28 protein-coding genes and 1 tRNA gene are annotated in these 26641 nt (G+C 34.8%); 21 read left to right on the top strand and 8 right to left on the bottom strand.

The features are described from left to right. From fmt to ACNR9Q_RS11470, 3 genes are all read left to right on the top strand, one after another. Entirely contained in the window at positions 1-948 is a 948-nt protein-coding gene (fmt, locus tag ACNR9Q_RS11480) for a methionyl-tRNA formyltransferase (protein WP_419211358.1), read from the top strand. Between the two features lie 176 nt (positions 949-1124). Next, positions 1125-1397: an HU family DNA-binding protein gene (locus tag ACNR9Q_RS11475; RefSeq protein ID WP_419211357.1), complete on the top strand. Its 273-nt coding sequence runs from the start codon at positions 1125-1127 to the stop codon at positions 1395-1397. A gap of 110 nt (positions 1398-1507) precedes the next feature. Continuing rightward, the gene (locus ACNR9Q_RS11470) at positions 1508-2068 is read left to right on the top strand and encodes a YqgE/AlgH family protein (protein WP_419211356.1); all 561 of its coding nucleotides are present in this window, start codon (positions 1508-1510) and stop codon (positions 2066-2068) included. Here ACNR9Q_RS11470 and ACNR9Q_RS11465 read toward each other — a convergent pair. Together ACNR9Q_RS11465 and ACNR9Q_RS11460 are read right to left on the bottom strand one after the other, a co-directional pair. Continuing rightward, positions 2065-2922 (bottom strand): aminotransferase class IV, encoded by an 858-nt coding sequence (locus ACNR9Q_RS11465; protein WP_419211355.1) that lies wholly within the window; start codon positions 2920-2922, stop codon positions 2065-2067. The genes ACNR9Q_RS11470 and ACNR9Q_RS11465 overlap by 4 nt on opposite strands. Before the next feature lie 52 nt (positions 2923-2974). Continuing rightward, complete coding sequence (locus ACNR9Q_RS11460; protein ID WP_419211354.1) at positions 2975-3358, bottom strand: START-like domain-containing protein; 384 nt, start codon at positions 3356-3358, stop codon at positions 2975-2977. Between the two features lie 137 nt (positions 3359-3495). Here ACNR9Q_RS11460 and ACNR9Q_RS11455 point away from each other — a divergent pair. Continuing rightward, positions 3496-3569: transfer RNA gene (locus ACNR9Q_RS11455), tRNA-Met, on the top strand. 290 nt (positions 3570-3859) lie between these two features. On the opposite strand, the gene ACNR9Q_RS11450 is transcribed toward ACNR9Q_RS11455, so the two are convergent. Then, positions 3860-4243 carry a hypothetical protein gene (locus tag ACNR9Q_RS11450; RefSeq protein ID WP_419211353.1) on the bottom strand — a complete coding sequence of 128 codons (384 nt, stop codon included), beginning with the start codon at positions 4241-4243 and terminating at the stop codon, positions 3860-3862. A 161-nt stretch (positions 4244-4404) separates the two neighbouring features. On the opposite strand from ACNR9Q_RS11450, the gene ACNR9Q_RS11445 reads away from it, so the two are divergent. The 7 genes from ACNR9Q_RS11445 (at position 4405) to ACNR9Q_RS11415 (ending at position 10429) form a co-directional block, all read left to right on the top strand. Then, positions 4405-5496: a tyrosine-type recombinase/integrase gene (locus tag ACNR9Q_RS11445; protein ID WP_419214275.1), complete on the top strand. Its 1092-nt coding sequence runs from the start codon at positions 4405-4407 to the stop codon at positions 5494-5496. A 63-nt stretch (positions 5497-5559) separates the two neighbouring features. After that, on the top strand, positions 5560-5820 hold the full coding sequence (locus ACNR9Q_RS11440) for a hypothetical protein (RefSeq protein ID WP_419211351.1): 261 nt from the start codon (positions 5560-5562) through the stop codon (positions 5818-5820). 13 nt (positions 5821-5833) lie between these two features. Continuing rightward, positions 5834-6214, top strand: coding sequence for a DUF2750 domain-containing protein (locus ACNR9Q_RS11435; RefSeq protein ID WP_419211350.1), 381 nt, complete (start codon positions 5834-5836; stop codon positions 6212-6214). Between the two features lie 162 nt (positions 6215-6376). Continuing rightward, entirely contained in the window at positions 6377-7651 is a 1275-nt protein-coding gene (locus ACNR9Q_RS11430; protein ID WP_419211352.1) for an ATP-binding protein, read from the top strand. 138 nt (positions 7652-7789) lie between these two features. Then, positions 7790-8050, top strand: a complete 261-nt coding sequence (locus ACNR9Q_RS11425) for a hypothetical protein (RefSeq protein WP_419211351.1) — start codon at positions 7790-7792, stop codon at positions 8048-8050. Positions 8051-8063: 13 nt separating this feature from the next. After that, entirely contained in the window at positions 8064-8444 is a 381-nt protein-coding gene (locus tag ACNR9Q_RS11420) for a DUF2750 domain-containing protein (RefSeq protein WP_419211350.1), read from the top strand. Positions 8445-9181: 737 nt separating this feature from the next. Beyond that, positions 9182-10429 (top strand): caspase family protein, encoded by a 1248-nt coding sequence (locus ACNR9Q_RS11415; protein WP_419211349.1) that lies wholly within the window; start codon positions 9182-9184, stop codon positions 10427-10429. 129 nt (positions 10430-10558) lie between these two features. Here ACNR9Q_RS11415 and ACNR9Q_RS11410 read toward each other — a convergent pair whose 3' ends face one another. Further along, on the bottom strand, positions 10559-11632 hold the full coding sequence (locus tag ACNR9Q_RS11410; protein ID WP_419211348.1) for an IS110 family transposase: 1074 nt from the start codon (positions 11630-11632) through the stop codon (positions 10559-10561). A 393-nt stretch (positions 11633-12025) separates the two neighbouring features. Here ACNR9Q_RS11410 and ACNR9Q_RS11405 point away from each other — a divergent pair, with 393 nt between their 5' ends. Then, positions 12026-12187 carry a hypothetical protein gene (locus ACNR9Q_RS11405; RefSeq protein ID WP_177171003.1) on the top strand — a complete coding sequence of 54 codons (162 nt, stop codon included), beginning with the start codon at positions 12026-12028 and terminating at the stop codon, positions 12185-12187. Between the two features lie 408 nt (positions 12188-12595). Beyond that, the gene (locus tag ACNR9Q_RS11400; RefSeq protein WP_419211347.1) at positions 12596-14434 is read left to right on the top strand and encodes a P-loop NTPase fold protein; all 1839 of its coding nucleotides are present in this window, start codon (positions 12596-12598) and stop codon (positions 14432-14434) included. A 180-nt stretch (positions 14435-14614) separates the two neighbouring features. Here ACNR9Q_RS11400 and ACNR9Q_RS11395 read toward each other — a convergent pair whose 3' ends face one another. Both ACNR9Q_RS11395 and ACNR9Q_RS11390 read right to left on the bottom strand, forming a co-directional pair. Beyond that, the gene (locus ACNR9Q_RS11395; protein ID WP_419211346.1) at positions 14615-15007 is read right to left on the bottom strand and encodes a VOC family protein; all 393 of its coding nucleotides are present in this window, start codon (positions 15005-15007) and stop codon (positions 14615-14617) included. A 336-nt stretch (positions 15008-15343) separates the two neighbouring features. Further along, positions 15344-16000 carry an aldo/keto reductase gene (locus tag ACNR9Q_RS11390; RefSeq protein ID WP_419211345.1) on the bottom strand — a complete coding sequence of 219 codons (657 nt, stop codon included), beginning with the start codon at positions 15998-16000 and terminating at the stop codon, positions 15344-15346. 14 nt (positions 16001-16014) lie between these two features. Here ACNR9Q_RS11390 and ACNR9Q_RS11385 point away from each other — a divergent pair, with 14 nt between their 5' ends. Together ACNR9Q_RS11385 and ACNR9Q_RS11380 are read left to right on the top strand one after the other, a co-directional pair. Next, positions 16015-16458, top strand: coding sequence for a winged helix-turn-helix transcriptional regulator (locus ACNR9Q_RS11385; protein ID WP_419211344.1), 444 nt, complete (start codon positions 16015-16017; stop codon positions 16456-16458). Positions 16459-16620: 162 nt separating this feature from the next. Next, a complete protein-coding gene (locus ACNR9Q_RS11380; RefSeq protein WP_419211343.1) occupies positions 16621-17586 on the top strand; it encodes a hypothetical protein in 966 nt (321 codons plus the stop codon). A gap of 338 nt (positions 17587-17924) precedes the next feature. Here ACNR9Q_RS11380 and ACNR9Q_RS11375 read toward each other — a convergent pair whose 3' ends face one another. Together ACNR9Q_RS11375 and ACNR9Q_RS11370 are read right to left on the bottom strand one after the other, a co-directional pair. After that, complete coding sequence (locus tag ACNR9Q_RS11375) at positions 17925-18731, bottom strand: IS110 family transposase (RefSeq protein WP_419211342.1); 807 nt, start codon at positions 18729-18731, stop codon at positions 17925-17927. 42 nt (positions 18732-18773) lie between these two features. Beyond that, positions 18774-18980 (bottom strand): hypothetical protein, encoded by a 207-nt coding sequence (locus tag ACNR9Q_RS11370; RefSeq protein ID WP_419211341.1) that lies wholly within the window; start codon positions 18978-18980, stop codon positions 18774-18776. A 159-nt stretch (positions 18981-19139) separates the two neighbouring features. Here ACNR9Q_RS11370 and ACNR9Q_RS11365 point away from each other — a divergent pair, with 159 nt between their 5' ends. From ACNR9Q_RS11365 to ACNR9Q_RS11340, 6 genes are all read left to right on the top strand, one after another. Continuing rightward, complete coding sequence (locus ACNR9Q_RS11365) at positions 19140-19805, top strand: hypothetical protein (protein WP_419211340.1); 666 nt, start codon at positions 19140-19142, stop codon at positions 19803-19805. Positions 19806-20075: 270 nt separating this feature from the next. Then, on the top strand, positions 20076-21908 hold the full coding sequence (locus ACNR9Q_RS11360) for a hypothetical protein (RefSeq protein ID WP_419211339.1): 1833 nt from the start codon (positions 20076-20078) through the stop codon (positions 21906-21908). Positions 21909-21912: 4 nt separating this feature from the next. Beyond that, a complete protein-coding gene (locus ACNR9Q_RS11355; protein WP_419211338.1) occupies positions 21913-22596 on the top strand; it encodes a hypothetical protein in 684 nt (227 codons plus the stop codon). A gap of 627 nt (positions 22597-23223) precedes the next feature. Next, positions 23224-23433: a hypothetical protein gene (locus ACNR9Q_RS11350; protein WP_419211337.1), complete on the top strand. Its 210-nt coding sequence runs from the start codon at positions 23224-23226 to the stop codon at positions 23431-23433. 327 nt (positions 23434-23760) lie between these two features. Beyond that, entirely contained in the window at positions 23761-23985 is a 225-nt protein-coding gene (locus tag ACNR9Q_RS11345) for an integrase core domain-containing protein (RefSeq protein WP_419214274.1), read from the top strand. Positions 23986-24217: 232 nt separating this feature from the next. Next, positions 24218-26602 carry a TonB-dependent receptor gene (locus tag ACNR9Q_RS11340; RefSeq protein WP_419211336.1) on the top strand — a complete coding sequence of 795 codons (2385 nt, stop codon included), beginning with the start codon at positions 24218-24220 and terminating at the stop codon, positions 26600-26602. The last annotated feature ends 39 nt before the right edge of the window (positions 26603-26641 follow it).

Below are 26641 nucleotides of genomic sequence, written 5' to 3'. Positions count from 1 at the left end.
ATGGAAGCATTGAGAATAATATTTATGGGTACACCAGATTTTGCGGTAGGCATATTGGATGTACTCGTAAAGGAGAAGTACAACATTGTTGGTATAATCACCGCCCCTGATCGGCCGGCCGGCCGGGGAAGGAAATTAAATGAGTCCGCCGTAAAGCAATATGCCCTACAGAACAATATTGAGGTATTGCAGCCTACCAATCTAAAGAATGAAGGGTTTTTGAATACCTTAAAATCATTGAAAGCTAATCTGCAGATTGTCGTTGCGTTCAGAATGCTGCCCAAGGTGGTTTGGGGAATGCCTAAGTATGGCACCTTTAATCTACATGCTTCGCTTCTACCCCAATACCGTGGGGCGGCACCGATTAATTGGGCCATTATCAACGGTGAAGAAAAAACTGGGGTCACTACATTCTTTATTGATGAGAAAATAGATACCGGGGCAATAATCCTTCAAGAAGAAACTATTATCAAAAAGACGGATAATGCCGAAGACTTACATGATCGATTGATGCATTTAGGTGGCCAAACGGTCATCAAAACAGTGAAACGCATACAGCATGGTAATTTTGAAACTACAGCGCAAAGTAATACCGGTGACCTTAAGGTTGCCTATAAAATTCATCGTGACACCAGTAAGATAGACTGGACAAAATCCACAGAAAAGATATATAACTTCATACGCGGCCTGAGCCCATATCCTGCGGCATGGACCACCTTGAAAAATGACGGACAAGAAATCATTACCAAAATTTATAAAGCTAGGGTGGAAGAAAAAGACCACAACTTGGCCATAGGGTTTCTTGAACATTCAAAAAATGAAATTAAGGTTGCCGTTAAAGGTGGTTTTATAATTTTGGAAGAACTGCAACTTCAAGGTAAAAAAAGAATGAAAGCAAAAGATGTGTTAAACGGACTCAAATTAGACGAAAACGCCGAAATGCTGTAAAGCCCCGTCCTTATTGGGCTGCGAGAAACGTAAAAAAAACCCTACTTTATTAACAAACGGCCTGAGTTATCAACAAAATAAGGGATTTACAGCTGTTTTACTTGTGTTGCTCATAAATCCATATAAATTTGTTATCAGGTATAAAATTATTTTAATCACAATTAATTAATCACATTATGAACAAAACAGAATTGATCGATGCAATGGCAGCTGACGCTGGCATCACAAAAGCTGCGGCTAAAAAGTCATTGGAATCTTTCTTGGGAAATGTTGAAAAATCCCTAAAAAAAGGAGACAGAGTTTCTTTGGTAGGTTTCGGGTCTTGGTCTGTATCTAAAAGAAATGCAAGAGAAGGTAGAAACCCTTCAACTGGAAAAACTATCCAAATTGCAGCCAAAAATGTAGTAAAGTTTAAAGCAGGTGCCGATTTAGGCAAAGCTGTAAACTAGTTTTACGTAAATATTTTTTGAGAGCGCCTCTATTGGGCGCTTTTTTTGTTTCTATGTTTTTGCATTTAGAAGGATTTGTCTTACTTTAGGAATATAATCATAAACAACCAATGGTATCTTTAAAACCAACAAAGGGTAAATTACTCATTGCAGAGCCTTCTTTAACAGGCGATGTTTCCTTTAATAGATCTGTTGTTTTACTGGCAGAACATAACAATGAAGGTTCAGTTGGTTTTATCCTTAACAAGCCTTTGGAATATCAAATTAATGATTTGGTCACTGAGATAGAAATTCCTTTTCAAGTATATAACGGTGGGCCTGTTGAACAAGATAATCTTTATTTTATTCACAAAGTGCCTCATTTAATCGACAATAGTGTAGAAATTTCTGATGGTATCTATTGGGGAGGCGATTTTGAAACCACTGTTGAACTGATCAACAAAGAAATCATTTCTGAAGATGATATCCGCTTTTTTTTAGGTTATTCGGGTTGGTCTTCCTTACAATTGGACGAAGAACTTTCGTCTAAATCTTGGATTGTCATTGAAAATGAACACGAAAGTAGAATTATAGAAAAAGCCGCCAATGCTTTCTGGAAAGAAAATATGATCCTGTTGGGGGGCGATTATTTATTATGGTCGAATGCCCCTGAGAACCCCAGTTTAAACTAAGAAGTTTTACTCAATGTAATTCTTGCCGCAGCGTTCAATTTGCCGATTAAACTTTTAGAGGTAGCTTTTGAAAACGATTTCTTTCTATATTTCGTAATTGGAACAATTCCGTTAATGCTATTTAGTATAAAGAGTTCATCTGCCTTTTGAAGCTCAAATGGCGATATGCTTTCTTCCAAGAAGTTATAGCCTTCCAATTTTAAAATAATGTTTATTAATTTCTGTCGTAAAATTCCATTCAAACACCCATCAGTTAGCGGTGGTGTCTTAATCGTAGAATCCTTCACCAAAAAAATATTACCGTTCAATGCCTCTACGACCATTTTAGACTCATTTAGCAAAAGACAGTCGTGATAGTCATTTTCGTGTGCATAAATGCTTCCTACTACGTTAAGGATGCGGTTATTGGTATTCAAATTAGATAGCATACCAGCACTTTTATAGAAATCCTTAAAAAGTTCTACTTCATAATCTGCATCTTCAATCGTAAAGAATGTAGAATCTAAATTTTCGGCGGTTATTAAAAAAGAAATGGTATTAGTGGTTGGTGTGTAGCCCCCACCACTATTCCTAAAAATGGTGAACTTAATACTGTTGGCCTCCATGGAACTCTGGACCTTAACTGTTTTTAAAATTTCAGCTTCCATAAACTCCATGGTAAACTCCATAGGAATTTCCATCCGAAGAATGCGCATAGAGGACATTAACCGCAAATAATGGTCTTCTAAAAAATAAACAGATCCGTTAACCACTCTTAATTCTTCAAAAACGGCATCACCGAACTGTAATCCTCTATTGGTGGCGTCCAAAAACTTTACGCTGCCTTCAAGCAGTTCTCCATTAAAATTGAGCATAAAAAAAGCCTTAAAAATTTAAGGCCCAAAGATACTCAGAATATGTATAGTTCTAGGAAGAACCCAAGACCTGTTTTAGATCGGACACTTGATTCGTCCAAAGCATTTTAGATTCATCGATTTCATCTTCTTCGGCAAAGTCGGTTATGAACAAAGAAACATCCTTCGTAATTTCGTCCACAATAATTTTCATTTCAAAATAGCTATCCCCTTCAGCCTCTTCCCAAGCAAAACGTACAAATTCGTCAGTCTTTCTTTTCAAAAGTTTAGCCTCCTCCTCTGCTCCATCCCAGATAAAGGTGAACTTCTCACCCCTTGAATTCACGTTGTCTGCAAACCACTCTGACAGACCAGAGGGTGTGGCCAAGTACTGATATAGCATTTGTGGGGATGATTGAATTACGAACTCTATCTCAAATTTTATTTTATCACTCATTTTCATACTTCTTTATGCCGAGCAATATATATATTTCTAAATGATAAAAAAATAATTGCTGCCTATAATTTTTTAAGTTTCTTTAGTTGAAGATCAAAAAAATTACCCCTATATTTGCAGCCGTTTAAAAATACCATGGCGAGGTAGCTCAGTTGGTTAGAGCGTCGGATTCATAACCCGGAGGTCGGGGGATCGTGCCCCCCTCTCGCTACTACAAAAAACAAGGGTTTCAAGAGATTGAAGCCCTTTTTTTATTCCTAAAAAACAGACTGGGTACAACATTTTAGTATATATACTTCGTACATTCACTAATGTCGTTTTCTTTAGACCATAAGAATAGAATTTGATTTTTTACAATTTCTTATTATTCGATAGTTCGCAATAAATTTTATTGAAAGTTATCCAATTACTATAAATACTTTCTTTAAATTCTTGAAAGAAACAGTTAGTAATTCTTTATGAATAGACATTTTCAAGATTGTTGTAGGTAAAAGATAGAATTTAGCATTTTTCCATATATTCCTGCCAAGTGACAAGCACATATTTTTCCTTCCCGTTCTCGGTCTTTTTAAGGAATCCGTATTCATAGACGAACAGGTACACCTCCCCTTTTTGGTTCTTCCAATAGTGGGTGAAGAAATTTGGGTCGAATCCCATTTCCAAAAGCACATTGCTCCTGATCGTTACCTTGCCCCCTTTGTTATGTCCCTTTAGGATCTTCCGGTTCAGTCTCAGCTGGTTGTCCACTTTATTGTAGAAACGTTCCGGCCGTTCCTTTTCCTTTTGGTACCGGTAGGCACTCTTGCAGTGCAGGTTGCAGTATTTCTTGTCCGTCCTACCGGTAAGTTGCCTTTTACAGTACAGACATTCATGTTGTAATCTCATTTCCATTAACTTAAGTGAATCCCTATGCGAACATTATTCGCTTAAGGTACGACTAAATCATTTCTAACCTATAAATTGCTGTTTTATTCATTATTCCAATAGTATATGGTATGGCTTCCTCTAATACACCACCTTTAAAATCCATAACCCTATATAATCTGATGATCAAGGGCCGAAAGATGATAGGTATAAAATTTTCTCCGGACAGACTTATACAGGGTCTGATCAAAGGCTTGCCCAACCCTAAATGGAGCTCTGCGCACCAAATGGCGTATTTACCCCATACTAAAGAAAACCTAGGCGTGATCTTCAACACCTTCAAGGGCGTTGTTTGGATCAATTATAACCGTTTTCTTTCAAACAGGCCTGTAAATAAAAGTGATGAACCGGTAGATGTTTCTTGGTTCAGAAAACGAAAGCCCCTACCAGGATACCTCCTTTGCCCTGAAGAATACCTTTTAAAACTCGAATTGAAACGGTATGCCAACGCTACCGTAAAAACCTATGTCAACTTCTTTGAAATATTCATCAATCATTACAAGGACAGGGAATTGGCAACCCTTGATGAAAGTGATATCAGGGCCTTTCTTCAATTTTTGATCCATAAAAATGTATCGAACTCCTATTTGAATCAAATGATCAACGCTATAAAATTCTACTACGAGGTGGTCTTAGGGATGCCGAACCGATTTTATGAGATTGAGCGTCCTAGAAAATCATCGAAACTGCCCATTGTAATTTCAAAGCAAGAAATTCTTTCCATTATCGATAACACCAACAATATAAAGCACAGATGTATCATAGAACTTTTGTACGGTTCTGGATTAAGGCGCAGTGAACTGTTGAACCTGAAAATAAACGACGTGGACAGTAAACGCATGCTGATCTTGGTGAAAGATTCAAAAGGAAACAAAGACCGGAATACCCTATTGTCCAAGACCGCACTTGAACATCTTCGCATTTATTATAAACAATATAAACCCACCACATTTCTTTTTGAAGGCGGGCCGGGAAAACAGTACAGTGCGGAAAGCGTACTCAAAATCGTAAAAACGGCGTCGGCAAAAGCACGGATAAGAACTAGGGTAACACCCCATGTTCTAAGGCACAGTTTTGCCACTCATTTACTAGAATCGGGTGTTGATCTGCGTCAAATTCAAGTACTACTAGGCCATGGATCGAGCAAGACAACAGAAATCTACACCCATGTAGCGGTAAATACCTTTGAATCAATTAAAAATCCTTTAGATTAGTACGGACAAAAAAGAAATATACGTACCAGTACGCATATACAATTGTTGTAAAACATTTAGAAAATGACCGCTTTTCATTACAAAGCTTTTAAATTGAACGAAGATGAATCTTCTGTAAAGTATAATTTGAACACGGATTTTTTTCTTGACCCAAACGATTTTATTGAAGTAATCATCAGAAAAAAGGACTTAAAAGTTTTGAATTATGACGAAATCAAGGACTTGCCAGATTTTCAGATTTCTGAGAAGCCATTAAATTGGTTGAGAGCAAAATGTACAGATGACAGAATTATCTTTAAAGAAAGACTAAGACATTTAGCATAGAATAGAAATTCAGATGAACCAGCAGAAAATTAAAAACATTTTTGCGCTTGACTCAAAAGAAAGATACGGGTATCTATTGAGAAAGGTAGCCGACTTTGAAACGATTTATCTAATTGCTGATAATGAAGATAAATATGTTATGATTGGTTCAAATGGTTTAAGCGTTATTCCTGTTTGGCCTGAAAAAGAGTTTGCGGAACTATTTCTAACTGACGATTGGAAAGACTACAAAGTCATTGAATACGATATTTACGATTTTATGGAATGGCTAACCGATTTAGAAAATGAAAGGGTGGATTTAGCCGGATTTCCGAATTCGGATTTTAATACTGTTCACGTTTCCGCCGTGGATATGAAAAATCATCTCTTATTTGAATTAAGCCAGTATGAATAAAAAAACGTTTTACAACACGGTGTATAATTAATTGCTGGCGGATTCCTTAAACGGAATCCTTTGCAATCAATTATCTTTAAAGACGAGCGGACATTTTCCGTTGGAAAAGTCCGCAACTAATCATACACGAACCGTTACCTGCAAGCTAAAAATACAAAATGGATGACTGAAATACTTACAGATGATTGGCTAGAAAACTTTTTTGCAGCAGCGGACGAACTAAATATCCTGAAAAGAAGAGAATCGCATTGCATTGAGTTTAAAGGTAAGTTTGAATGGTCATCAGAAAAAGCAAGAGCAAACTACTGTAAATCATTATGTGCATTTTCAAATAACAAAGGAGGTGCATTAATTTTTGGTGTAGAAGATAGTCCACATAAAATTATCGGAATTGAAGATTATGAAAAAACAGATGACGCAGATATTACAAATTACATAAATGAATTATTTACACCTTCAATAAATTTTGAACGGAAAGAATTTAAATTCAGAGGTATGACTCTCGGTATTTTGTATGCTTTTAAAAATAAGAATAGACCAATTATTTGCAACAAAGACAGTTCAAAAACTAGCAGTTCCGATATATATTACCGCTACGGAGCTAAATCTTCAAAAATCAAAGCAGGAGATTTAATTAAACTTATAGAAGAAGTAAAAAAAGAAGAATCTGAGCGGTGGATTAAATTACTTGAAAACATTGGAGAAATAGGAATAGAAAACACTCATCTTCTAAATTCAATGAGTGGAGAAATAATCAGCGAAAACAATACTTTTCTTTTAGATGAAACATTACTCGGTCAAATAAAAATTATTGACAGATATTCAATACAAAAAGATGGCGAACCAGCTGTCAAAATAATTGGAAATATACCTGAATTGGCTAGAGTAATTAAAACCAACACAAATATTTATGAAGAAGATATTTATAAATCATATCTTAATGATATATCAATAGCAACCAATGAGGATCTATTAAAATTTATTTGTCAAAAGAATACAGCTTATTATCCTTTCTATTTTCTCTTAAGAAGATTAGAATTAAACAAAAAAGAATCTATTAAATTTTTAGAAGATATAAAGATTAGAGGTTCAGTAAGAAAATCCTTGATAGAACGAATTAAAAAGGATACTAAATCTATTAATTATAAAAACAGGTTTACCATAGCTTCAAATTCACAATATGGAGCTGACAGAAAGAAAGTTTTAGAAAAATTTATAGAATCAGCTGACATTAATATTGAATCAGAAGATAATGCTAAAAGAACTCTTGAAGCTACTTTCAGATTAGAAAATGGTGAATTTGAATTCAGCTACGTTAAAAAAGTTTTGTGTCAAATTTTTGAAAAGCACTACCCTTTTCAGAATGGTTCTGTAAATTATCTTTTTAGAGATTCGATAACATATTTAGACTACCTAGAAAATAAAGCCAGCAGGTAACACCGTATAACAACAATTGCGGCTTTGTGCACTGCGGACACAACCGCACAAGTATAAAAGTCGGTAATTTTAGCTATCTTAGTTTTTAACCAATCCGCAACTGATCGTTATACAAGACCGTTGTAAAACATTTAGAAAATGACCGCTTTTCATTACAAAGCTTTTAAATTGAACGAAGATGAATCTTCTGTAAAGTATAATTTGAACACGGATTTTTTTCTTGACCCAAACGATTTTATTGAAGTAATCATCAGAAAAAAGGACTTAAAAGTTTTGAATTATGACGAAATCAAGGACTTGCCAGATTTTCAGATTTCTGAGAAGCCATTAAATTGGTTGAGAGCAAAATGTACAGATGACAGAATTATCTTTAAAGAAAGACTAAGACATTTAGCATAGAATAGAAATTCAGATGAACCAGCAGAAAATTAAAAACATTTTTGCGCTTGACTCAAAAGAAAGATACGGGTATCTATTGAGAAAGGTAGCCGACTTTGAAACGATTTATCTAATTGCTGATAATGAAGATAAATATGTTATGATTGGTTCAAATGGTTTAAGCGTTATTCCTGTTTGGCCTGAAAAAGAGTTTGCGGAACTATTTCTAACTGACGATTGGAAAGACTACAAAGTCATTGAATACGATATTTACGATTTTATGGAATGGCTAACCGATTTAGAAAATGAAAGGGTGGATTTAGCCGGATTTCCGAATTCGGATTTTAATACTGTTCACGTTTCCGCCGTGGATATGAAAAATCATCTCTTATTTGAATTAAGCCAGTATGAATAAAAAAACGTTTTACAACACGGTGTATAATTAATTGCTGGCGGATTCCTTAAACGGAATCCTTTGCAATCAATTATCTTTAAAGACGAGCGGACATTTTCCGTTGGAAAAGTCCGCAACTAATCATACACGAACCGTTAGCATACATTTTGAATGACACTTTCCGAAACATATTTTTATATTTTGATTTTTTCATATGCAGCTTTTGCAATATGGATAATCACATTTTCGGAGGACTTAAAGAATAACCAGATTTTTAAAACCTATTTACGGATTTCAATTTTGGTCGGACTTGTCGGCGTTCTCATGGAACTGTTTGACTGGTCATATTTTTGTAAGTACAATTGTCTTTTATTAACTTTTTCGCCCTTCATAACACTCCTATCCACAAAAGGGCTTACGATTCTGTATCAGAAAATTTTTAATGAAGAACCTTTTGCTGTTTATGAATTTGGTCTAGTAGATGGAATTTGGGTGCGAAACAAAGGGAATATAAAAAGACGATTTTACTACGCAATTTTCTCAGTAAATATCCTGATTTTTCCGGTAGGACTAATTGGTGGACTTTTTATACTGGTGGAAAAAAACGTATGCTAACAACACCTATAATTAATTGCGGGCGGATTTCCCTTCGGAAAATCCACGCATATTTAGTATGTTTATTCTGCGGGCCGAAATCCTGTCGGATTTCAAACCGCAACTAATCATAGCTTAGACGTTACCTGCAATTTGAAAAAAACTTGAGTAAAAATTTTATCTTAAATATAGCAATCAATAATTATGGAAACTCTGCTTTTCCTAAACTAAATAATGCCGTCAATGACGCAAAAAAATTTGAAACAATTCTATTAGAGAATTATGGCTTCGAAACTATTACAGATTCATTATTCGACGAAAATGCAACACGGAAAAATATAATTGAAAGTCTAAATAAACTTTCTACTTTAACAACAAATAGCGATAATTTAATTATTTATTTTGCTGGACACGGTTCAATTCATCCTAAAACGAAAAAAGGATATTGGATTCCTCAGGACGCCGAAAATCAAATAAGTGATTTTATTCCCAATTCTACTATTGTTGACGCTATTTACGGAATTGACGCAAAACACATATTACTTATTTTAGATTCTTGTTTTTCAGGTTCTTTTTTAAATCAAACTAGAAGTCAAGTTGAACATCATTATTTAAAACTTAATGAAAGTAAATCACGTTGGGTCATAACATCTGGACGTGATGAAAAAGTTTCCGATGGTAAACCGGGAATTGGAAGTCCATTTTCGGTTATACTTAATGAATTTTTAGAACAAAACACAGCTAAAACATTTTCCGTTTCGGAGTTAGCTACAATAGTTTCGAAAGGCACAGGAAATTCCTCTAAACAACAACCGATTTTTGCCCATATTGAAGGTGTTGGTCATCAGGATGGACAAATGATTTTTAATCTGGCTAATGAAGTAAAATTAAAAGCACCAGTTGAAGTGCAAACTGACTTATCAAAAATTGTTGTACCACTTGAAGCTTCGAAAAAAATTAAAAAATTAGGGTTATCTAAAAAAAGCATATTTGGTTTTTATAAAAACAACGATTCTATAATTGTAAAACTTAATGATTCTAAAAATGACTTCATTTGTAATGCTTACACCTATGAAGAAATAACAGAATATATTCCCGAATTTATAGATGTAGATGAGGAAACGTATATAGCAAATCTTACAAATTATGAAAAATTAGGAAAGCCAGAGGAAGGTACATTTGACTACGCGACAGTTTCATTTGAACGGACTTTTATAAAAGACACGCCTTATATGGCAATTTGTAAGTGCAGAGGGCAAATGGTTGCATTTAGCAAAACAGAAGATGGATACTATAACAATCTAATCTGTTGGGGAATAAATCAAGCTGAATCAGCCGCATTAATGATTATAGCTTTAGAAAAAGAAAATAAATTAAAAATAAAAACTGCAGGTAACAATGGCTATAAGTAATTGCTTGTTCTCGCCTACTTTGAAAATCCTAGCGGATTTTCAGTTTGGTGTGTACTTGTAAAGTTAAGTGCTAACCCACGCAACTACTCATAGGTACTGTGTCAAAAAACAAGTTTTTTCTTTAAAATTTTAGGAAGCAAGTTGATCTATCAAGTTGTTATCCCGCGCAGCAAGGGCTTCATGCTTTTGCTGCTTTTTTGTCTCAAATGCCACGTCATAGACTTCTTCGTTTTTCCATAAGGTGTACATCAATATCAACAACTTTCTTTGAACCGCTATTAAGGCCACCAATGGCTTTGCTTTCTTGGGTTTAAGTCTATCATAGAATTGTTTCAACGTTGGATTACAGCGCACGCAGGTCATCGACGGCATATGTAGAACTGCCCTGATATGGCTGTTCCCCTTTTTGCTGATCCTTGTTTTCCCTTTAAAGTTCCCGGACTCTCGCAATACAACATCATAACCGGCATAGCTGGTCAGTTGTTTTGCGTTCTCTATGGATTCAAAACCTAAGGTCTCTCCAACAACGGTAGCTGCCGATATGAAGGAAATACCCGGTATACTCACCATAAAGTTGATCTTGTTCCGCAGCACTTCATTTTTAGATATGAGTTCGTGCATCTCTTCTTCTATTGTTTCTATTTGAACTTTAATAAGCTTCAAGCGGTTCTTATGCCTTTTCAATGCTTTGGCATTATGATGAACACCCGATATGATTGCCCCCTGGCGGTTGTTCTCTATTGTTCTATCTTTTATCAAAGAACTTCGCTCCCTACTTAACGCTTTTAATCGTTGAAGTTCTTCACTGGGCGGTTGCCAAAGACGGATAGACCTTTCCAGACCGAGCATACTGAGCATTTTACAATCCAAAGCATCTGTCTTCGAACGTTGGTCCAGACTCCGAGCGTAACTTTTTACCCTGCCCGACTGCATTACACAAACCGAATAACCTTTGGCGTGTAGATAATGGGCCACGCCTTGATGGTATACTCCCGTGGCTTCCATGACCACCAAAAGCTCAACTTTGGTATCCGCGGATTTTCTCAACCATCTCAATAGCTCTTTGTAACCTGATAGATCATTGGGTACATCTGGATGGGAGGTGAATTCTTTATCAAGTCCATCTGTTAGAAAACCTAGGGATAATGACAAGTTCAGTTTGGACACATCGATACCCAAACATTGTTTTAAACGTTTTTCCATAACATCGTTTTTTTTAGCTATAACTTTCCTCAGCATCCTTGCTCGCATTTGATTCGATCTCTGTTGAATAGGACCTAGGTACTGTCCGGATTCCAAGAAAATTATAGAAGGGCGGGATTCCTATGAAACGATATCACCATAGGCGTATCTAGCCGAGACCTCTCTGTCCCTTCTATTTTAGCATATTGTTGAGTATACAAGCTACCGCTTTTAAAAGCGGTAGCTTGGTTAGAGTGTAACCCTAAGCGACGATATCATTATTCTGCATCTAGCCAAACCACGAAATCACTCTTCTTTACCAACTCTTTTATTATTCTATAATACCTTATCTTCAACTTAAGTATCAAACATACGAGCCGAGACCGTTAGCTAAAATTGCTCAAAAAATTTAAAATGGTACATTTCGGAATACTTAGATTTTTTGGAGGAATAGCGTATTGGATTTTGAATGGATTTAAGGGAAAGTTCACTGATATGATGGACAAACAATATTCAGCAATTGTTGGACTTTTTTTCATTACGCTTTTGGTAATTGTCATTGCGGAATTTTATTAAAGTAATGGGATTTAAAAAACCTTGCGGAGTGAATCAAAACGTAAACAGACTCTTGGACTTCTCAAAACTTCAGTTTTTTCAAGGCAAAAAGCCTATTAGAAACAAAAATGGTGGAATTAAAAACAACTCGGAAATCGAAAAAGTTGAAAAAGCCGTCCGGACCGACTTGCCACTCAGTCGGAATCGGAAAACTGAATCATAATCAGGAAGTTTATAATCAAGTGGGTAACAACTTTAGCTAACACGGTGTATAATTAATTGCGGTCGGAATTTCCAAATGGAAATTCCTGCAATCAATTATCTTTAGAGTCAGGCGGACATTTTCCGTTGGAAAAGTCCGCAACTAATCATACACGAACCGTTGGGCATAATTAAAAACCGTCCTAAATTCAACATAAATAGTAGAATATGAAAACAGATTATTTAAAGGAAATATTCAAAGATTATTTGTTGGAAAAAAACACTCAATACGCAATTTTAATAAATGGAGAATGGGGTTGTGGAAAAACTTTTTATTGGAAAAACAAATTATCCAAAATAGCAAAAGATAGTGAACTAAAAGTAATTTATATTTCACTAAATGGAATCAGCGATATTAAACTACTTGAAAAAACACTTTTTTATAAAATAATTCCTTTTTTAGGTAAAAGTGATAATAAATATTTAGAAAGCACTTTTAAACTTATAGGAAACGCAATTGATAAGGTTGGAAAACATTTTATTGACACAGACCTAAATGATATTTTCAAAGGTGTTGGAATAGACACTTATAGTTTTGAAAATTATATCATATGTTTTGATGATTTAGAAAGATGCCAAATACCAATACAAGAAATTTTAGGTTTTATAAATAACTTCATTGAACATAAAAAACTAAAGTCTATAATACTTTCTGATGAAAGTAAAATATCAAAAAACAAGACATATTACAATATAAAAGAAAAGGTTATAGAAAGAACCATAAATTTTGAACCTGATATTGAATATGTAATTAGTCAGGTAATAAAAAAATATGAAACTGAAAATAATGATTATTATAAATTTCTTGTAGAATATGAAAAAGTAATTTCTGAATTCTTTGTTAGTTATAAAATTAATAACATTAGAATAATTACTTTTTTTCTAAAATCATTAAATAAAATTCACCCATCTCTTTGCGGAATTGAAAGACAATATATACTTGAAATATTATTCTTCGCTTCAATAATATCAACTGAATTTAAATTAGGTCGATTAATATCAAACGATAATAGTAATCCGAAAGGCATTCAACATATTGATATGCATTTTCCAAATTTGTTTAAGAAGAAAGAGAGTTTTGGAGAACCGATTATTAAATCAGAAAAAGAAGAAAAACCAAAATCTTATGAGAAGATATTTTATGACACTTATTTAACTGACCGAATATCTGACTATTTCTTTTATCCTTCTATTTACAAGTACATTTTGTCAGGATTCTTAAAAAAACAGGAATTAGATAATGAAATTAAAAAACGCTATCCCGAAATAATAAGTGATGAAATAATTAGCTTCAGAAAGTTGTTAAATTATAAATTCAGGGAATTATCAAATAAAGATTTTATCGAAACTGAAATAAAAGTTAGGGAATATGCAACTCAAGGAAAATATAACATTTATGATTATGCACAAATCACAAAATTTTATTATTTTTTTTCAGATAATAATTTAATTGATTTATCAATAGACGATATCAATACGTTTATAGATTCTGGTTTATCAATTTCTAAAAATAGAAAACAAATTAACGACACAATTTTTTCGAACTTGATGCATTTTGGAGACGAAGACAAACGAGTAGCTGAAATAAAAAAGAAAATAAAAAATATCCATAATGAAATAAAAAATAAATTAGATGAAATTAAAGCGAATGACTTAATTGATATTATAAAAAGTGATAATCAAGAAATTTTAGTGAAATATTTTGCTGACAATAATTTTTCTAAAACGGTATTTAAGTATTTAGACATAGAGCAATTATCTATTGCAATCATTGAAACATCAAATAGACAATTATTTGACTTTACTGAAATTTTAGGAAGCAGATATACATCAACAAATATTGGAGAATTTCTATTTGAGGATTACGAACCTCTAACAGAACTAAAAGAACTATTAAGAACGAAAATGGATAGTTTTGAAAATACAAATCAAAAGTTTTTACTTGAAGAATTAAGCGATAAATTGGAGTCTATATGCAATCATTTAATGAGTACGAAAAAAAAATAACTATGCCCAACACCATATATAAGCTATGGCTTGGTCTGTGCTCACTTGGAAAATCCTGCGGATTTTTCCAAAGCCAGTTTTTATTTGGAGAGGTTCGTGCCGAGACACGCCACAGCTCATATACATAACCGTTGTACGTCATTTTGAAAGCCCGAAAATAACATGAAAAATAAGTGAAGTTTATAAATAAAATTCAATTCTAATATTGCTCGGGTCATTGAGCCAAATCTTTTCTTTTTTGCTTGAATCATCTATATGAATACCACTGTTTTTTATTTCTTTTTCATTTAAGACTTTTTCTACTTCCTCTAATTCTGATAGGTTTTTAACTCCGAATGCAACGTGGTCAAGTCCAATATTTGATGGGTCGAATTTTGTACTTAATTGATTTTTGTGTTCTTTTTGTATAAAAATCAACATCGTTTGTCCCACTTGATACATCGCTGTATTTGAATTGGCATAAAGCGCTTGACCAAATATCCTGGTATAAAATTGTTCTGTTTCAGTTAAATCGGAAATCGTAAAAACGATGTGATGAATATTTAAATTTTCTTTAATACTATTTTTTATCATTTTTATAAAATTACAGGTTAATGATTACGTTGCATTTCGCACAGTAGCTAACAAATCGTGAGGATAACCTAATGCTACCTTGCTTAAATTATCCAGATCTATAATATGTTCTTCTGTTAGCTTAATATGGGTTGCTTTTAAGGACTCCTGGAAATGGGAGATTTAACGCGCTCCAATTAAAGGAAATGCGTTCTTTGATAATACCCAGGCAAATGCAACCTGTCCAGCAGTGGCATTAACTTCTTTTCCTATCGCGAGAAGCTTATCGATTATAGTTTTTGTTTTTTCATCTTCCTTGTATTCAGAATCTCCTCCTAAACTAATTCGACCCGATTCTCAATTTCTATATTTTGCGGTTAGCACGCCTCCCGCCAACGGAGAATACATCATAGTTGCTAGACCAAATTCTTCTGCCATAGGAATTAACTCACGGTCTGCAGTACGCTGTACTAAATTGTATTCAATTTGCAGGGCAGTTAAATTTGTCAAACTTGCAATAGATGCAACTTTCCAGGCAGGGTAATTAGTTAAACCAGTATATAAAACTTTCCCTTCTTTCACCAAGTCTTCTAAACCTCTAATAATTTCATCCATAGGAGTTACACCATCATCAAAATGAGGCATATAAATATCTATATAGTCGGTTTTTAATCGCTTTAAGCTTGATTCTACCGCTTGTTTCATCGATTTGCGATGATTCCCATAATTACTTATTGCAGGATTAACTTCACTACTTTTCGTATACTTTGAACAAATAATAAAATTGTTTCGTTGATTCTCCAGAAAACCACCTACGATTTCTTCTGCTTCACCAAGTTGATACAAGTCAGATATATCTATAATATTTCCTCCAGCCTCCTGGTATGCTGAAAGTATTTTTTTGGATTCTTCTGGGGTTGCTCCATATCCTTTTCTAGTTCCAAAGTTGGCAGCTCCTAAAACAACTTCACTTGCATATAACCCTGTATTAGCTCCAAATAATTTATAATTCATCACCATTAAATTTTATGGGGCAAAAATACAACCCCTCATTACTGCCATCAAGTACGGATAAATTTGTCCGTATTAAAAACCAGTATATTTGCATGGAAACATCCTCATTTATGTACAAGAGAAAAACACCGGTATCTGTTGATTGTGGTCTTCATCTTTTTATGGAGGTGGTAAACGGCAAATGGAAGATTAATTTAATATGGTGTATCTATAATGGAATTATACGTCCAGGTGAATTGCAAAGGAGGATTCCTAATGCCTCCAGACGAGTGTTAGAAACTCAATTAAAACAACTAGTTAATAACGGAATTCTTTCAAAAAAAGATTACGAAACAAAGCCTCCAAAAGTTGAATATAGTTTAACTAAATTAGGAGAATCATTAATTCCAATTATTAAGTCCACAGCAAAATGGGGAGAAGAAAATAGAGGAGAATTGGAAAAATTAGTAGTGAAATAAAAAACGCCGTACAACAAGTGCTATAAGTAATTGCTTGCCCTTGCCTACTTCTGAAAATCCTCGCGGATTTTCAGTTTGGTATGTACTTGCAAAGTTAATCCCTATACCACGCAACTACTCATAGCCAAGAACGTTGTGTGTAATTAGAAAAACCTGAATTGAATGAATACATATCTCTCTGACTCTGGAAAGTTTTTTAAAATGGTTTCAATCGGAATTCAAAAGAATTTGGATGACTTTCAAGTAATTCAGTTGACATTAAATTTCGCTTTGGGTTTAGAAAGATTATTAAAAGGAATTTTATATGATATAAATCCCATTTACATATTAATTGAACCTGATTTCAAACATTCTTTGCAATGTCTTTATAAAGAAAAAATCATAGCTGAAAGTAAAACTTCAAAGGAATTAGCAACTAACCCGAATGAAGATGTAATTACGTTTCGTAATAGCTTGTTAAGAGCTCAACACATTTCAAAAGTTTGCTATGACAATAAAAATCTTTTATTCAATATTTCAAATGCCAGAGATATAATTGTGCACCACGAACTGAATCGATTAGACATTAATTCTTTAAAAGAAATTCTTCAGAGGGATTTTTATCCTTTTTTAAAGGATATTTCAACCGAGCTATCTATAAAAAAGGGACATTTCTTTGATGGGTCACACATTAAACTTTCAAAGCTATCCAGTACTTTACAAACCGATTTAGAAAAGAAATTAAAACTTATCCTTGAGGCACATCAAGAAACTTGGTTGTCATTAAAAGGAAACAAAGGCTTCATTACAGACAAAGAAGAAGTTACTAAAAACATCTTGAGTACTTCATACAAAGAAGAAACAAAATGTCCTTCTTGTGAAAACAGTGCTGTTATCTATTTACAACCTATTAAAGAATATAATCCCTTTGAAAAAGATGAAATTATAATTGGATTTGAAGTAAAAAAACTTAAATGTCAATTTTGTAAACTTGAGATATCCGATTCTGTGATTTTAGACCATTTGGAAATAAGAGATAAAAAAATTCACAGAAAAAACAATTGTGCGCGCTGTGACAAAGAATTGGACATAGATAACGCAACTGGGCTTTGTTCGGAATGTGATGAATATTATGGAACTGAAAATTAAATAACTACACACAACAATGGCTCCTATGAAAAGCCCTAGTCCAGTTCTCCAAAGTTAGCATTTAATTTTCAATTACTTCATAATGATGGTTTTGGGGTGTTGAATCGTTGATAATTCCGATAGGATTATCAATCATTCAACACCATATAACTTGCTCGGCATCCTATATGTGATACACCGTTATCGGCGTTCACCGGCATCTGTATGATTATAAGCTATAATAGGCCCGGCCACTTGCTAACCGGTGTGATCCATTCTATGACGGTCACCTACATTGTTCTGTGTTACGGGCCATTCTACTTTGATTGTGAGCTTCGCTATGTCCTGTTCAAATTTTCCTATTCCACTACCCCTATCTGATAGGGGATTCCTGTTTTTATCACCGCCAGGGTACGGCTCAAAAGCTTACGGGCGACTTTGACGATTACCGATTTTACGTTCTTGCCCTGATGCTTGCGGTAATATCCCTGCATTACCGGATCTGTCCTTATAGCTTGCCAGGAGGCTTCTATGAAATAGCTGCGTATCAAACGATGTGAGCGCATGCTTACACCTGTGTGACGAACCCTATCCCCGCTTTGATAGATTCCCGGAGCCAGACCTACATAACCCGCAAGATGCTTGATATTCGTAAACCTGCGCAGATCTCCCAGCTCGCTCAGTATGCCACTGGCCACTATCGGGCCGATACCGGGTATACTGCGCAAAAGCATATATTCCCCCTTGTAATGTTTCTTGGTCCATTTGCGCAATTGGTTCGATACGTCCCTGAACTCCCGGTCGATGAACCTGAAGCTGCGCATGCGGCTCTCCAATACTTCCTTGCCCGTTCCGTATTCGAGATCAAGCCCGTCCAGCCAATCACCGAAACCATGGCTGCAGTGATCGTTGTCAAATTCCTCCTGGACCTTTATACCGTAATAGAGCAACTGCATCTTGATATGGCTCTTTATCTGGCGAATGTCCTTGACCAGTTCGTTCCTCCTACGGAACAGACTGCGCAACTGTTCCCGTTGTGGGTCCGGGAACACTATACTTTCCAAAAGGCCCTCCTTGAGTTCCCTCGCTATAATTTGTGAATCGATACGGTCCGTCTTGGTGTGGCGTTCCTTGCCCTTCCTGAAGATATCGGCAGGGTTTACCACAAGGGAACGCCAGCCAAAGCCCTCGAAACATCGGTGCCCACCTTAACCGCAACAACCGGCCTCGTAAGCCGTCGAAACCTCATGGTACGGATAGTGCCGCTCCACATGTTCCCTTAGACCCTCAGGGTCGGGGGACATGGAAAAGGTCCTGCCCGAGGACAGGTCCGTGGCACAGTGTACCTTCCAACTACGCTTGTGTATGTCGATACCAATGAATAACTTGGGACTTGCAGTGTGTTCCGCTTTCATATCTTTTTGTTTTAGAGAACTTTAAAGATAAAGGACACGCTGCTTTTACATAGATGCTAACCGCAATTACGGGCAGCAGTACTTAACTGAAAAAGACTAACTTTAAAACCGTAACTACGGTTATACTTACAGTTAGCCCACATGATTAAAAGCTAAAATATGAGTAAAGGAACGTGTTTTTTAATATTGCTACTTGTAAATTTTTTAAACGGTCAAAGCACAAATCAAATCCGTTGGTATGAAACTACGTCAGATTATGTCTATAATAATTTGTCCGAAGATTATGTTATTCCAAAAAAAATTCAATTTGAATCTGAAAGATTTCTAAGAATTACCAAACTCTTGAATCCAGCGACCGGCAAAAAAAGTAAAAAGGCCGGATATCCATGGGCCGTTAGTTATGACTCCATTGTTTATTTCAATCTTAGATATGGAACGAGTGTACAATTAGATGAACTCTATATAAATCCCGACATTACTGGAAGATTCTGTGTGGTTTACGCCGACAAAGAAATATTGGAAGTAATCTATCAATTCAGCACACAGTATTATGGTGGCGGCTTGCTGGGAGTTTTGATTAATGATTCCGGTAAATGGGGAAGGAATTGGAAAAATGAAAACGATGATAAGATTAAAATTCTTATTATGGACACCCAAAAACTTGAAATCCTTAATAGCAAAGGAAGGGGAAATTCTGCATGGAAAGTATTGTCTAAGGATAATTTTAACGAAATACTTGACTTGAATTATGACAAAGAAATATTAAAAGACTTGGATCTAAAGGAAATCAAAGAAATCATTGATAAAAAGAATAACGTCGGCTAACAAAACCTAAACGTAATGCGGACTTTAGAGCAAAATCGAAAGGTCTGTGTATATTTATAATGTCGCTAAATCTTACGGATTTAGCTTTGGACAAGAAAAAATAAAACTAAACAATAAGCTTTAGCTTCGTGCATATACAGAAACTCAACGTTTCCTTTCCTCCGCACTAAGCTTAGCTCAACGGTTATCTGTAAGCTGAAAAAGAAAAAATACTATCCATATAATTTGGTGTTCATGTATAAACTATCAATTAAGAAGCCAAGACAAATTTTGAAAAAGACTCTCTATTTAATATTATTTATTATTTTGGTTAGTTGTTCTTTTAACTTTTCTGATGATTATTATAATGACATTGAACTACAAGAGGTAGATTTAAATGTTACTTTAACCAATCTTCAAAAGGGTGAAGTTCTAATTTCATCCAGAGAGATTCTTTATCAATTCCCAAATTCAAGAAACACGCTCTACAATATTTCTATTTATCTTGATGGTGTATTAATTGAGGATACTTCAAATAATTCAGGTTCTTTTATATTAGATTTAAATACTATTGAAGATGGCGAACACCTTTTGGAAGTATCATATGCCTATTCAACAAACTCTGGTAGTTTAGCGAGTATCTTAGACGCGGAAGCTTTTACTAAATTAGATCGTTATCCTTTTACGGTCGACAAATCACTTTCCAATCCGTTTGAAATAGAAAGCGTTGAAATTGTTGATGGAACTATTTTTCTTTATTGGAATGAAGCACCAGATTACCAGGACAATGAAGTGTACCTAGTAGTAACACATAGAGGTTCAGATGGCTACGAATATATTAGCAATGAAATTAGTTTATCTGACGAGATAATTGAAAATGGAGTCTTTAATGATACTTTAACCGTGCTCTACGACCCTATTTATCATATTAAGGTATTAAATGAATTTGAAGAAAAGAACGGAGCTGAAATTCCGCTTATAATGGATCAGATAGAAGTACTATCAGTAAATCTCATCAATGGAACAGATTTTGAAATTGAATTTAGTGAGCACCCATTGTATAGTAATTTTGAAGAATATTATGTTTGGTTTCAACGTTCATTCAGTGGTGGTGTAACTACTTTAAAGAAATCGTTAGACCCAAAAGGTGATACAGTGGCTTTAGATGGATACCATTTTGGGCCAAGTGGCATGTCCTTCTACTTCAGAACAGGTTCCAGTATTTTTGCTACTCAGGTACATTATCTAAATTATAGACTTGGATCAAAATTAGATTTGGAACAAATTGTAGATGTTGTCTATTCCTCAAAACATGATGAATTTTATCTTTTAGAAGAAAATAGTGTCAAAGTTTATACAGGTGAGTTTCAGTTAAAGGAAACGATAAGTTTTAGTACTATTTCGGGTTCAAGCGTTTTTAAAAGTATCGAATTAGATGAAACCCAAGATTACTTTTATGTTGACTCCAGTGAACAAGCCATAACCTATGATTTAAGCTTAGGTAGAGTTTCGGAATATTATACTATAAGTGAATTTGGCACGCATAGTTTGAACTCCATAGCTTTCGTAAGAGGAAATCTACTTTTTGTAGACGACGATTCAAACCAATTGGTTACCGCATATGATATTCATTCCAAAAATTTAATATTACAACAACAGAAAAACGAATATTTCTCTATCGGTAGGTCTCCATCCTATTTTTCTGTAGATGGTTTGCTTTATGAAAATACAGGAGGTTCCTTTTTACTGTACGATGATTTAAACTCATATATTGATGTTGATGTAGAATATGTTGAATTTGGTAATGATGACGAGAATTTATGCTTTGGCAATTATACTAGAAATTGGACGGGTCAAGAATACAATGTAGCTGCCAAAACTGCTAGTAGAAGTAGGTTATGGGAGGCTGGCCATACATTCAGGGAAATAAATTATACAGAAGATTCAGAGGTTTTCACAATTGGTTACTTTAATTCTGGAGGTATTAGAGCTACTAAAACAGATTTGTCTGGTAATACTTCAGAAATGAGAATTTATTCAACACAGGATACCAAATACTGGTATTTTAATGGCTATATAATTGACTCAGATGGGTATTATCTAAAAACTAATCTATTTTACTAAGTTTATGAAAGAAACGCTTTTATTTTTTTTACTGTTATTTTGCTTTATTTCATTTGCTCAAAACGGAAAGATTGTTTTTGAAACCAACTACAATACTTTTTCCCATACATCACTTTCAGAATTTCAAGAAGAGTTTAAAGCTGATTTGCCCGAAATTCCGATTCAAACAACCGACGATTTTCCTGGAAATTTTGGTTTTAGTCTAGGTTATGAGTTGATAGACAAAAGCGTCTTCATATTCGCCAGCTATAATACAACAGGCGGTAAACTTTCTTATTCAGATTATTCGGGTGTAGTTCGTATTACAGAAGAGTTAATAGGGTATACGTTTGGTGCCGAATATTTAGTACCCTTCTCTGAAACAGACAATAATTTCACCTTAGGTTTAAGAGGATACGGAATGTTCTCTACCATGAACTTAGAAAACTATACCAAAATATCAGAAAGTGTATCTCAAGATGAGATTGTATTTCAATCGGTAAACTTAGGCGTAGGTGCCCGTGTATTATATGAGTACCCCGTTTCTTTCTTTATTATACGAGCATCAGTAGGTTTTGACCTCACTTTTGGTGGTTCACTTACCTTCAAAGAAAATAATGATTTTTACTTAGAAGATAATAACGATGATAAGGTGAGGACAAATTGGACTGGATTAAGAACTGGGATTGGTATAGCTATACCTATTTAATTATAACTTATAGTAAACTAATCTTTAATTTGAATTCCCCCAAATCAATAAGACTAAAAAGTCAACAGATAACAATACCTAAACGTAATGCGTACTTTTGGGCTAAATCGAATGGTCTGTGTATATTTATAATGTCGCTAAATCTTACGGATTTAGCTTTGGACAAGAAAAAATAAAACTAAACAATAAGCTTTAGATTAAAAGTTGTAAGTAATTTGCCATCGCCATCGTTCTTTTGTTCAAGTATTGTGTGAGCAATGTTGTGGATAAAAAATCGGAGTCGCTGAACGAGCGGAGTTCCCGTTCCGTTTTACACTGATCATAAACAAATGTATACATCAATATAAAACGGGAGTCTTGAACAAAAGAGATCCTGTTATTGTCTTATGGCAAACTATCCATGGATTTTATTCCTAATTTTAGGGAAAGGTAAAATTAAAATAAAACCACTCACAACTAAAACCACTCACAACACGCTGTATAATCAATGGCCGCAACAGCCAACGCGCCACCAAAGCCACTAACCATACAGCTATCGTCGAGCCCTAATGAAGGGAGCACCGATAAACCGTAATGAAAGGCTGTATTCAATTGGTACTATCCATAATGCCTTTAATCTGAAAAGAGATGCCTATTACAAATTCCATAAATGCCATACCGCTAAAAAAGAGATGGAACAGATCGTTGTCGGACTCGTTCGAAAAAGTAGAAGAACGTTACCCAGGGAGGTACCAGAAAACTGATGAGGTCATTACATCAGGACTTTCAGCAACGGCACCTGAAAATAGGCAGGGACAGGTTATTCGGTATCTTAAGAGAGCACAGGTTACTCATTAGAAGAAAAAAATATTCTTCCAGGACCACCAGTCCATATCACAGGTTCCATAAGTACAAGAACATCATTAAAGATGTTCAGGTTAAAGGGACCAATCAAGTTTGGGCCTCGGACATCACCTATATCAGGACCATAAAAGGATTTTGTTATCTAGTGCTGATTACAGATATGTATTCCAGGAAAATCTTGGATATGACCTGAATGATAGCTTGGAACTAAACGGATGTGTAAGAGCTCTTAACAAAGCCATATACCAAGCTGAAAACACAAAAGGACTTATCCACCAATCAGACAGAGGCATCCAATATTGAAGCAATGTATACACTCAGATCCTGAAAAGAAAAAAGATAAATATCAGTATGACGGAAGAAAACCATTGTTGCGAAAATGCCCTCGCCGAAAGGGTCAACGAGATTCTTAAAGATGAATTTTATCTCGACCAGACCTTTACAAATATGGCTCACGCAAAGAGAGCGACAAAAAATGCAATTAATTTGTACAATGAAATTAGGTTAAATTTATCTTTAGGCTTTAAAACACCTAATATGGTATAATGAATTAACAGCGTAAATCAATTTTAACCTGTAGCCATATTTCAGGACGTGACATTTGAAATTGTTCATTATAAATTGAATCGTTTTTTTTTAATTAAAATATACAACAGGTTATATAATAATAGAAATACCCCTAATTGAATACCTTATAAATATCGATAATAATCTTTGTTTTTCTTAAAATAGAAAATATATTTGCGTAATTATTTTTAACAAGTCTAAATAAATATAGATGAAAATTATTACCCTAACCGTAGCTTTTCTATTATCATTTTGTTCTTTTTCACAATCTAAATTAAAAGGAAAAATAACTGATGAAAAAAATCAACCTATTTTCGGGGCTACCGTATACATTGAAGAACTAAAACAAGGCACAACAACTGATTTAGAAGGAAATTATGAGTTGTCGAATATTGAAGAAGGAATTTGGAAAGTAACCTTTCGAATGTTGGGATACCAAACTCAAAGTGAGAATTTTTCGTTTACACAAAATAGCGAGATATCATATTCAATACTACTGAAGGAAGATATAAATAGCTTGAATGAAGTCGTAGTTTCTGCAAGTAGACGTTCAGAATATCTTTCAGAAATTCCTGCTTCGGTGACTGTTGTCAATGAAGTTAAATTGCAAGAGTTATCAAATTCCACAACAAATATTAGTGACATATTGGAGTTCACGGTCCCCGGTCTAGCAGCTTCAACGGGCACTTTTTCCAATTGGGGGCAAACCTTACGTGGTCGTTCACTTTTGGTAATGGTGGATGGAATTCCACAATCTACGCCGTTGAGAAATGGCCAATTGGGAATAAAATCCATAAGCCCAAATGATATCAGCAGGGTCGAGGTCATTAAGGGAGCAACATCAATTTTTGGAAATGGTGGAAATGGTGGTTTCATTAATTACATAACTAAAAAACCAAATGCCACCGATAGAATTGAAGGGTCTACGAATGTTTGGGGAACTTCAAACCTTGCAAAAACAAAAGATGCCTTAGGTTTTGGGGTGTACCAGTCATTGAAAGGTAATTTGAATAGGTTTAACTACTATATAAGTGGAAGTTATGAGAAAACCGGCAATAAATATGATGCTGACGGTGTTGTTATTCTTCCTACTTACGGACTTGATAACACGAATATTTACAGTACACTCGCAAAAATTGAATATCGGATTTCTGACAACCAAAAAATCACCTTAGGGGGGAATTTGTACAAATCTAAACAGGACACACCCTTTATTCCAGTTCCAGCAGAATTTGAGGTTTTTAACGAAAAAGGTGAGTATTCCTTAACGGCAGGCTATGGTGTTAAAGGTTCTGTTGAAGGCCAAGAACCAACAGGAACGACACTTATAAATGGTCAATTAAAATATAATCTAAACCATATTTTTTCTGGTACTACCGATTTTACAACGGATCTTTATTATCAAAATACAGAGAATATTTTCTTTTATTCCGATAAATTCGAAAATGGCGGACAATCTGTTATCAATGCTGAGAAATATGGACTTAGGCCTAATTTCAACACCAGCATTAACACCAATAGTTCCATGGATGTTACCTTAACCTATGGTATTGATTTACTTAAGGACAAAACCAACCAAGGCCTTTTGGATGGTAGATTATGGGTGCCGAATACTGAAATGTTGAGTTGGGCACCTTATGTACAATCTACTTTGAGGTTAGACAATAGATGGGTTGTTAAAGCAGGGTTACGATACGATGATATGAATATAGATATTGCAGATTACAACACATTGCCATATTCGCCTTTAGGGGACGGAAATTACAATCCTTCGGTTGCTGTACAAGGTGGCAAAATCGGATTCGACAATTTAGCATTCAATATTGGACTACGTTATATAGAACATCAAGAATTTATTCCTTATATCAGCTATTCACAAGGGTTTTCTATTGCCGATCTCGGATCTGTTTTACGTTCTGCAACTGCCGATAATATAAATGATATTCAGTTGGAACCCGCTGTGACTAAAAATTATGAATTTGGATTTTTGTCTAAGTTCAATAATTTTAAACTAGAGGCGGTAGGTTATTACAGTACCTCTAACTTAGGGACAGGTGTTGTTTTTGATGAAACCATCAATTCTTTTGTGCCATCAAAACAACCGCAGGACATTTATGGTGGTGAAATTGCTATTGATTATGTTACGAACAACAATAAATTACAAGTAGGAACTTCCTATTCCTATGTGGAAGGTGTGACCCATAGTGCGACGAATGAAAACACCTTAACCTATTTGGGAGGTGATGTTATTGCAGCCCCCAAATGGACTGCCTATGTTACTTGGAAACCTACTGAAAAAGTCAATACTTCTTTACGAATGACCAATTTAGGAGATAGAAAACGATTTGACCCCTATTTGGATGCCAATGATAATTATACTTTTAGACACACCCAGTTTCCTGTTAAAGGATATACATTACTGAATTGGTCGGCTACTTATCGCTTAAATACTAATACGTCGGTTTCCTTTGCCGTTAATAATCTACTGAATGAATATTATTTGCCAGGCAGATCACAATGGGCAGCACCGCTAAGGGATTTTACAGGAGCTGGTGAAGGCACTAATGCAAAATTAAGCCTTCAGTACAATTTTTAATTTCAGTACCAGTGCTAGTGACTACTCTAGCACTGGTAC

Source organism: Maribacter sp. X9 (genome assembly GCF_048537565.1).
Classification (GTDB): Bacteria; Bacteroidota; Bacteroidia; order Flavobacteriales; family Flavobacteriaceae; genus Maribacter.
The sequence above is the reverse complement of the archived record's forward strand: the minus strand, read 5'-3'. Positions and strand labels throughout refer to the sequence as shown.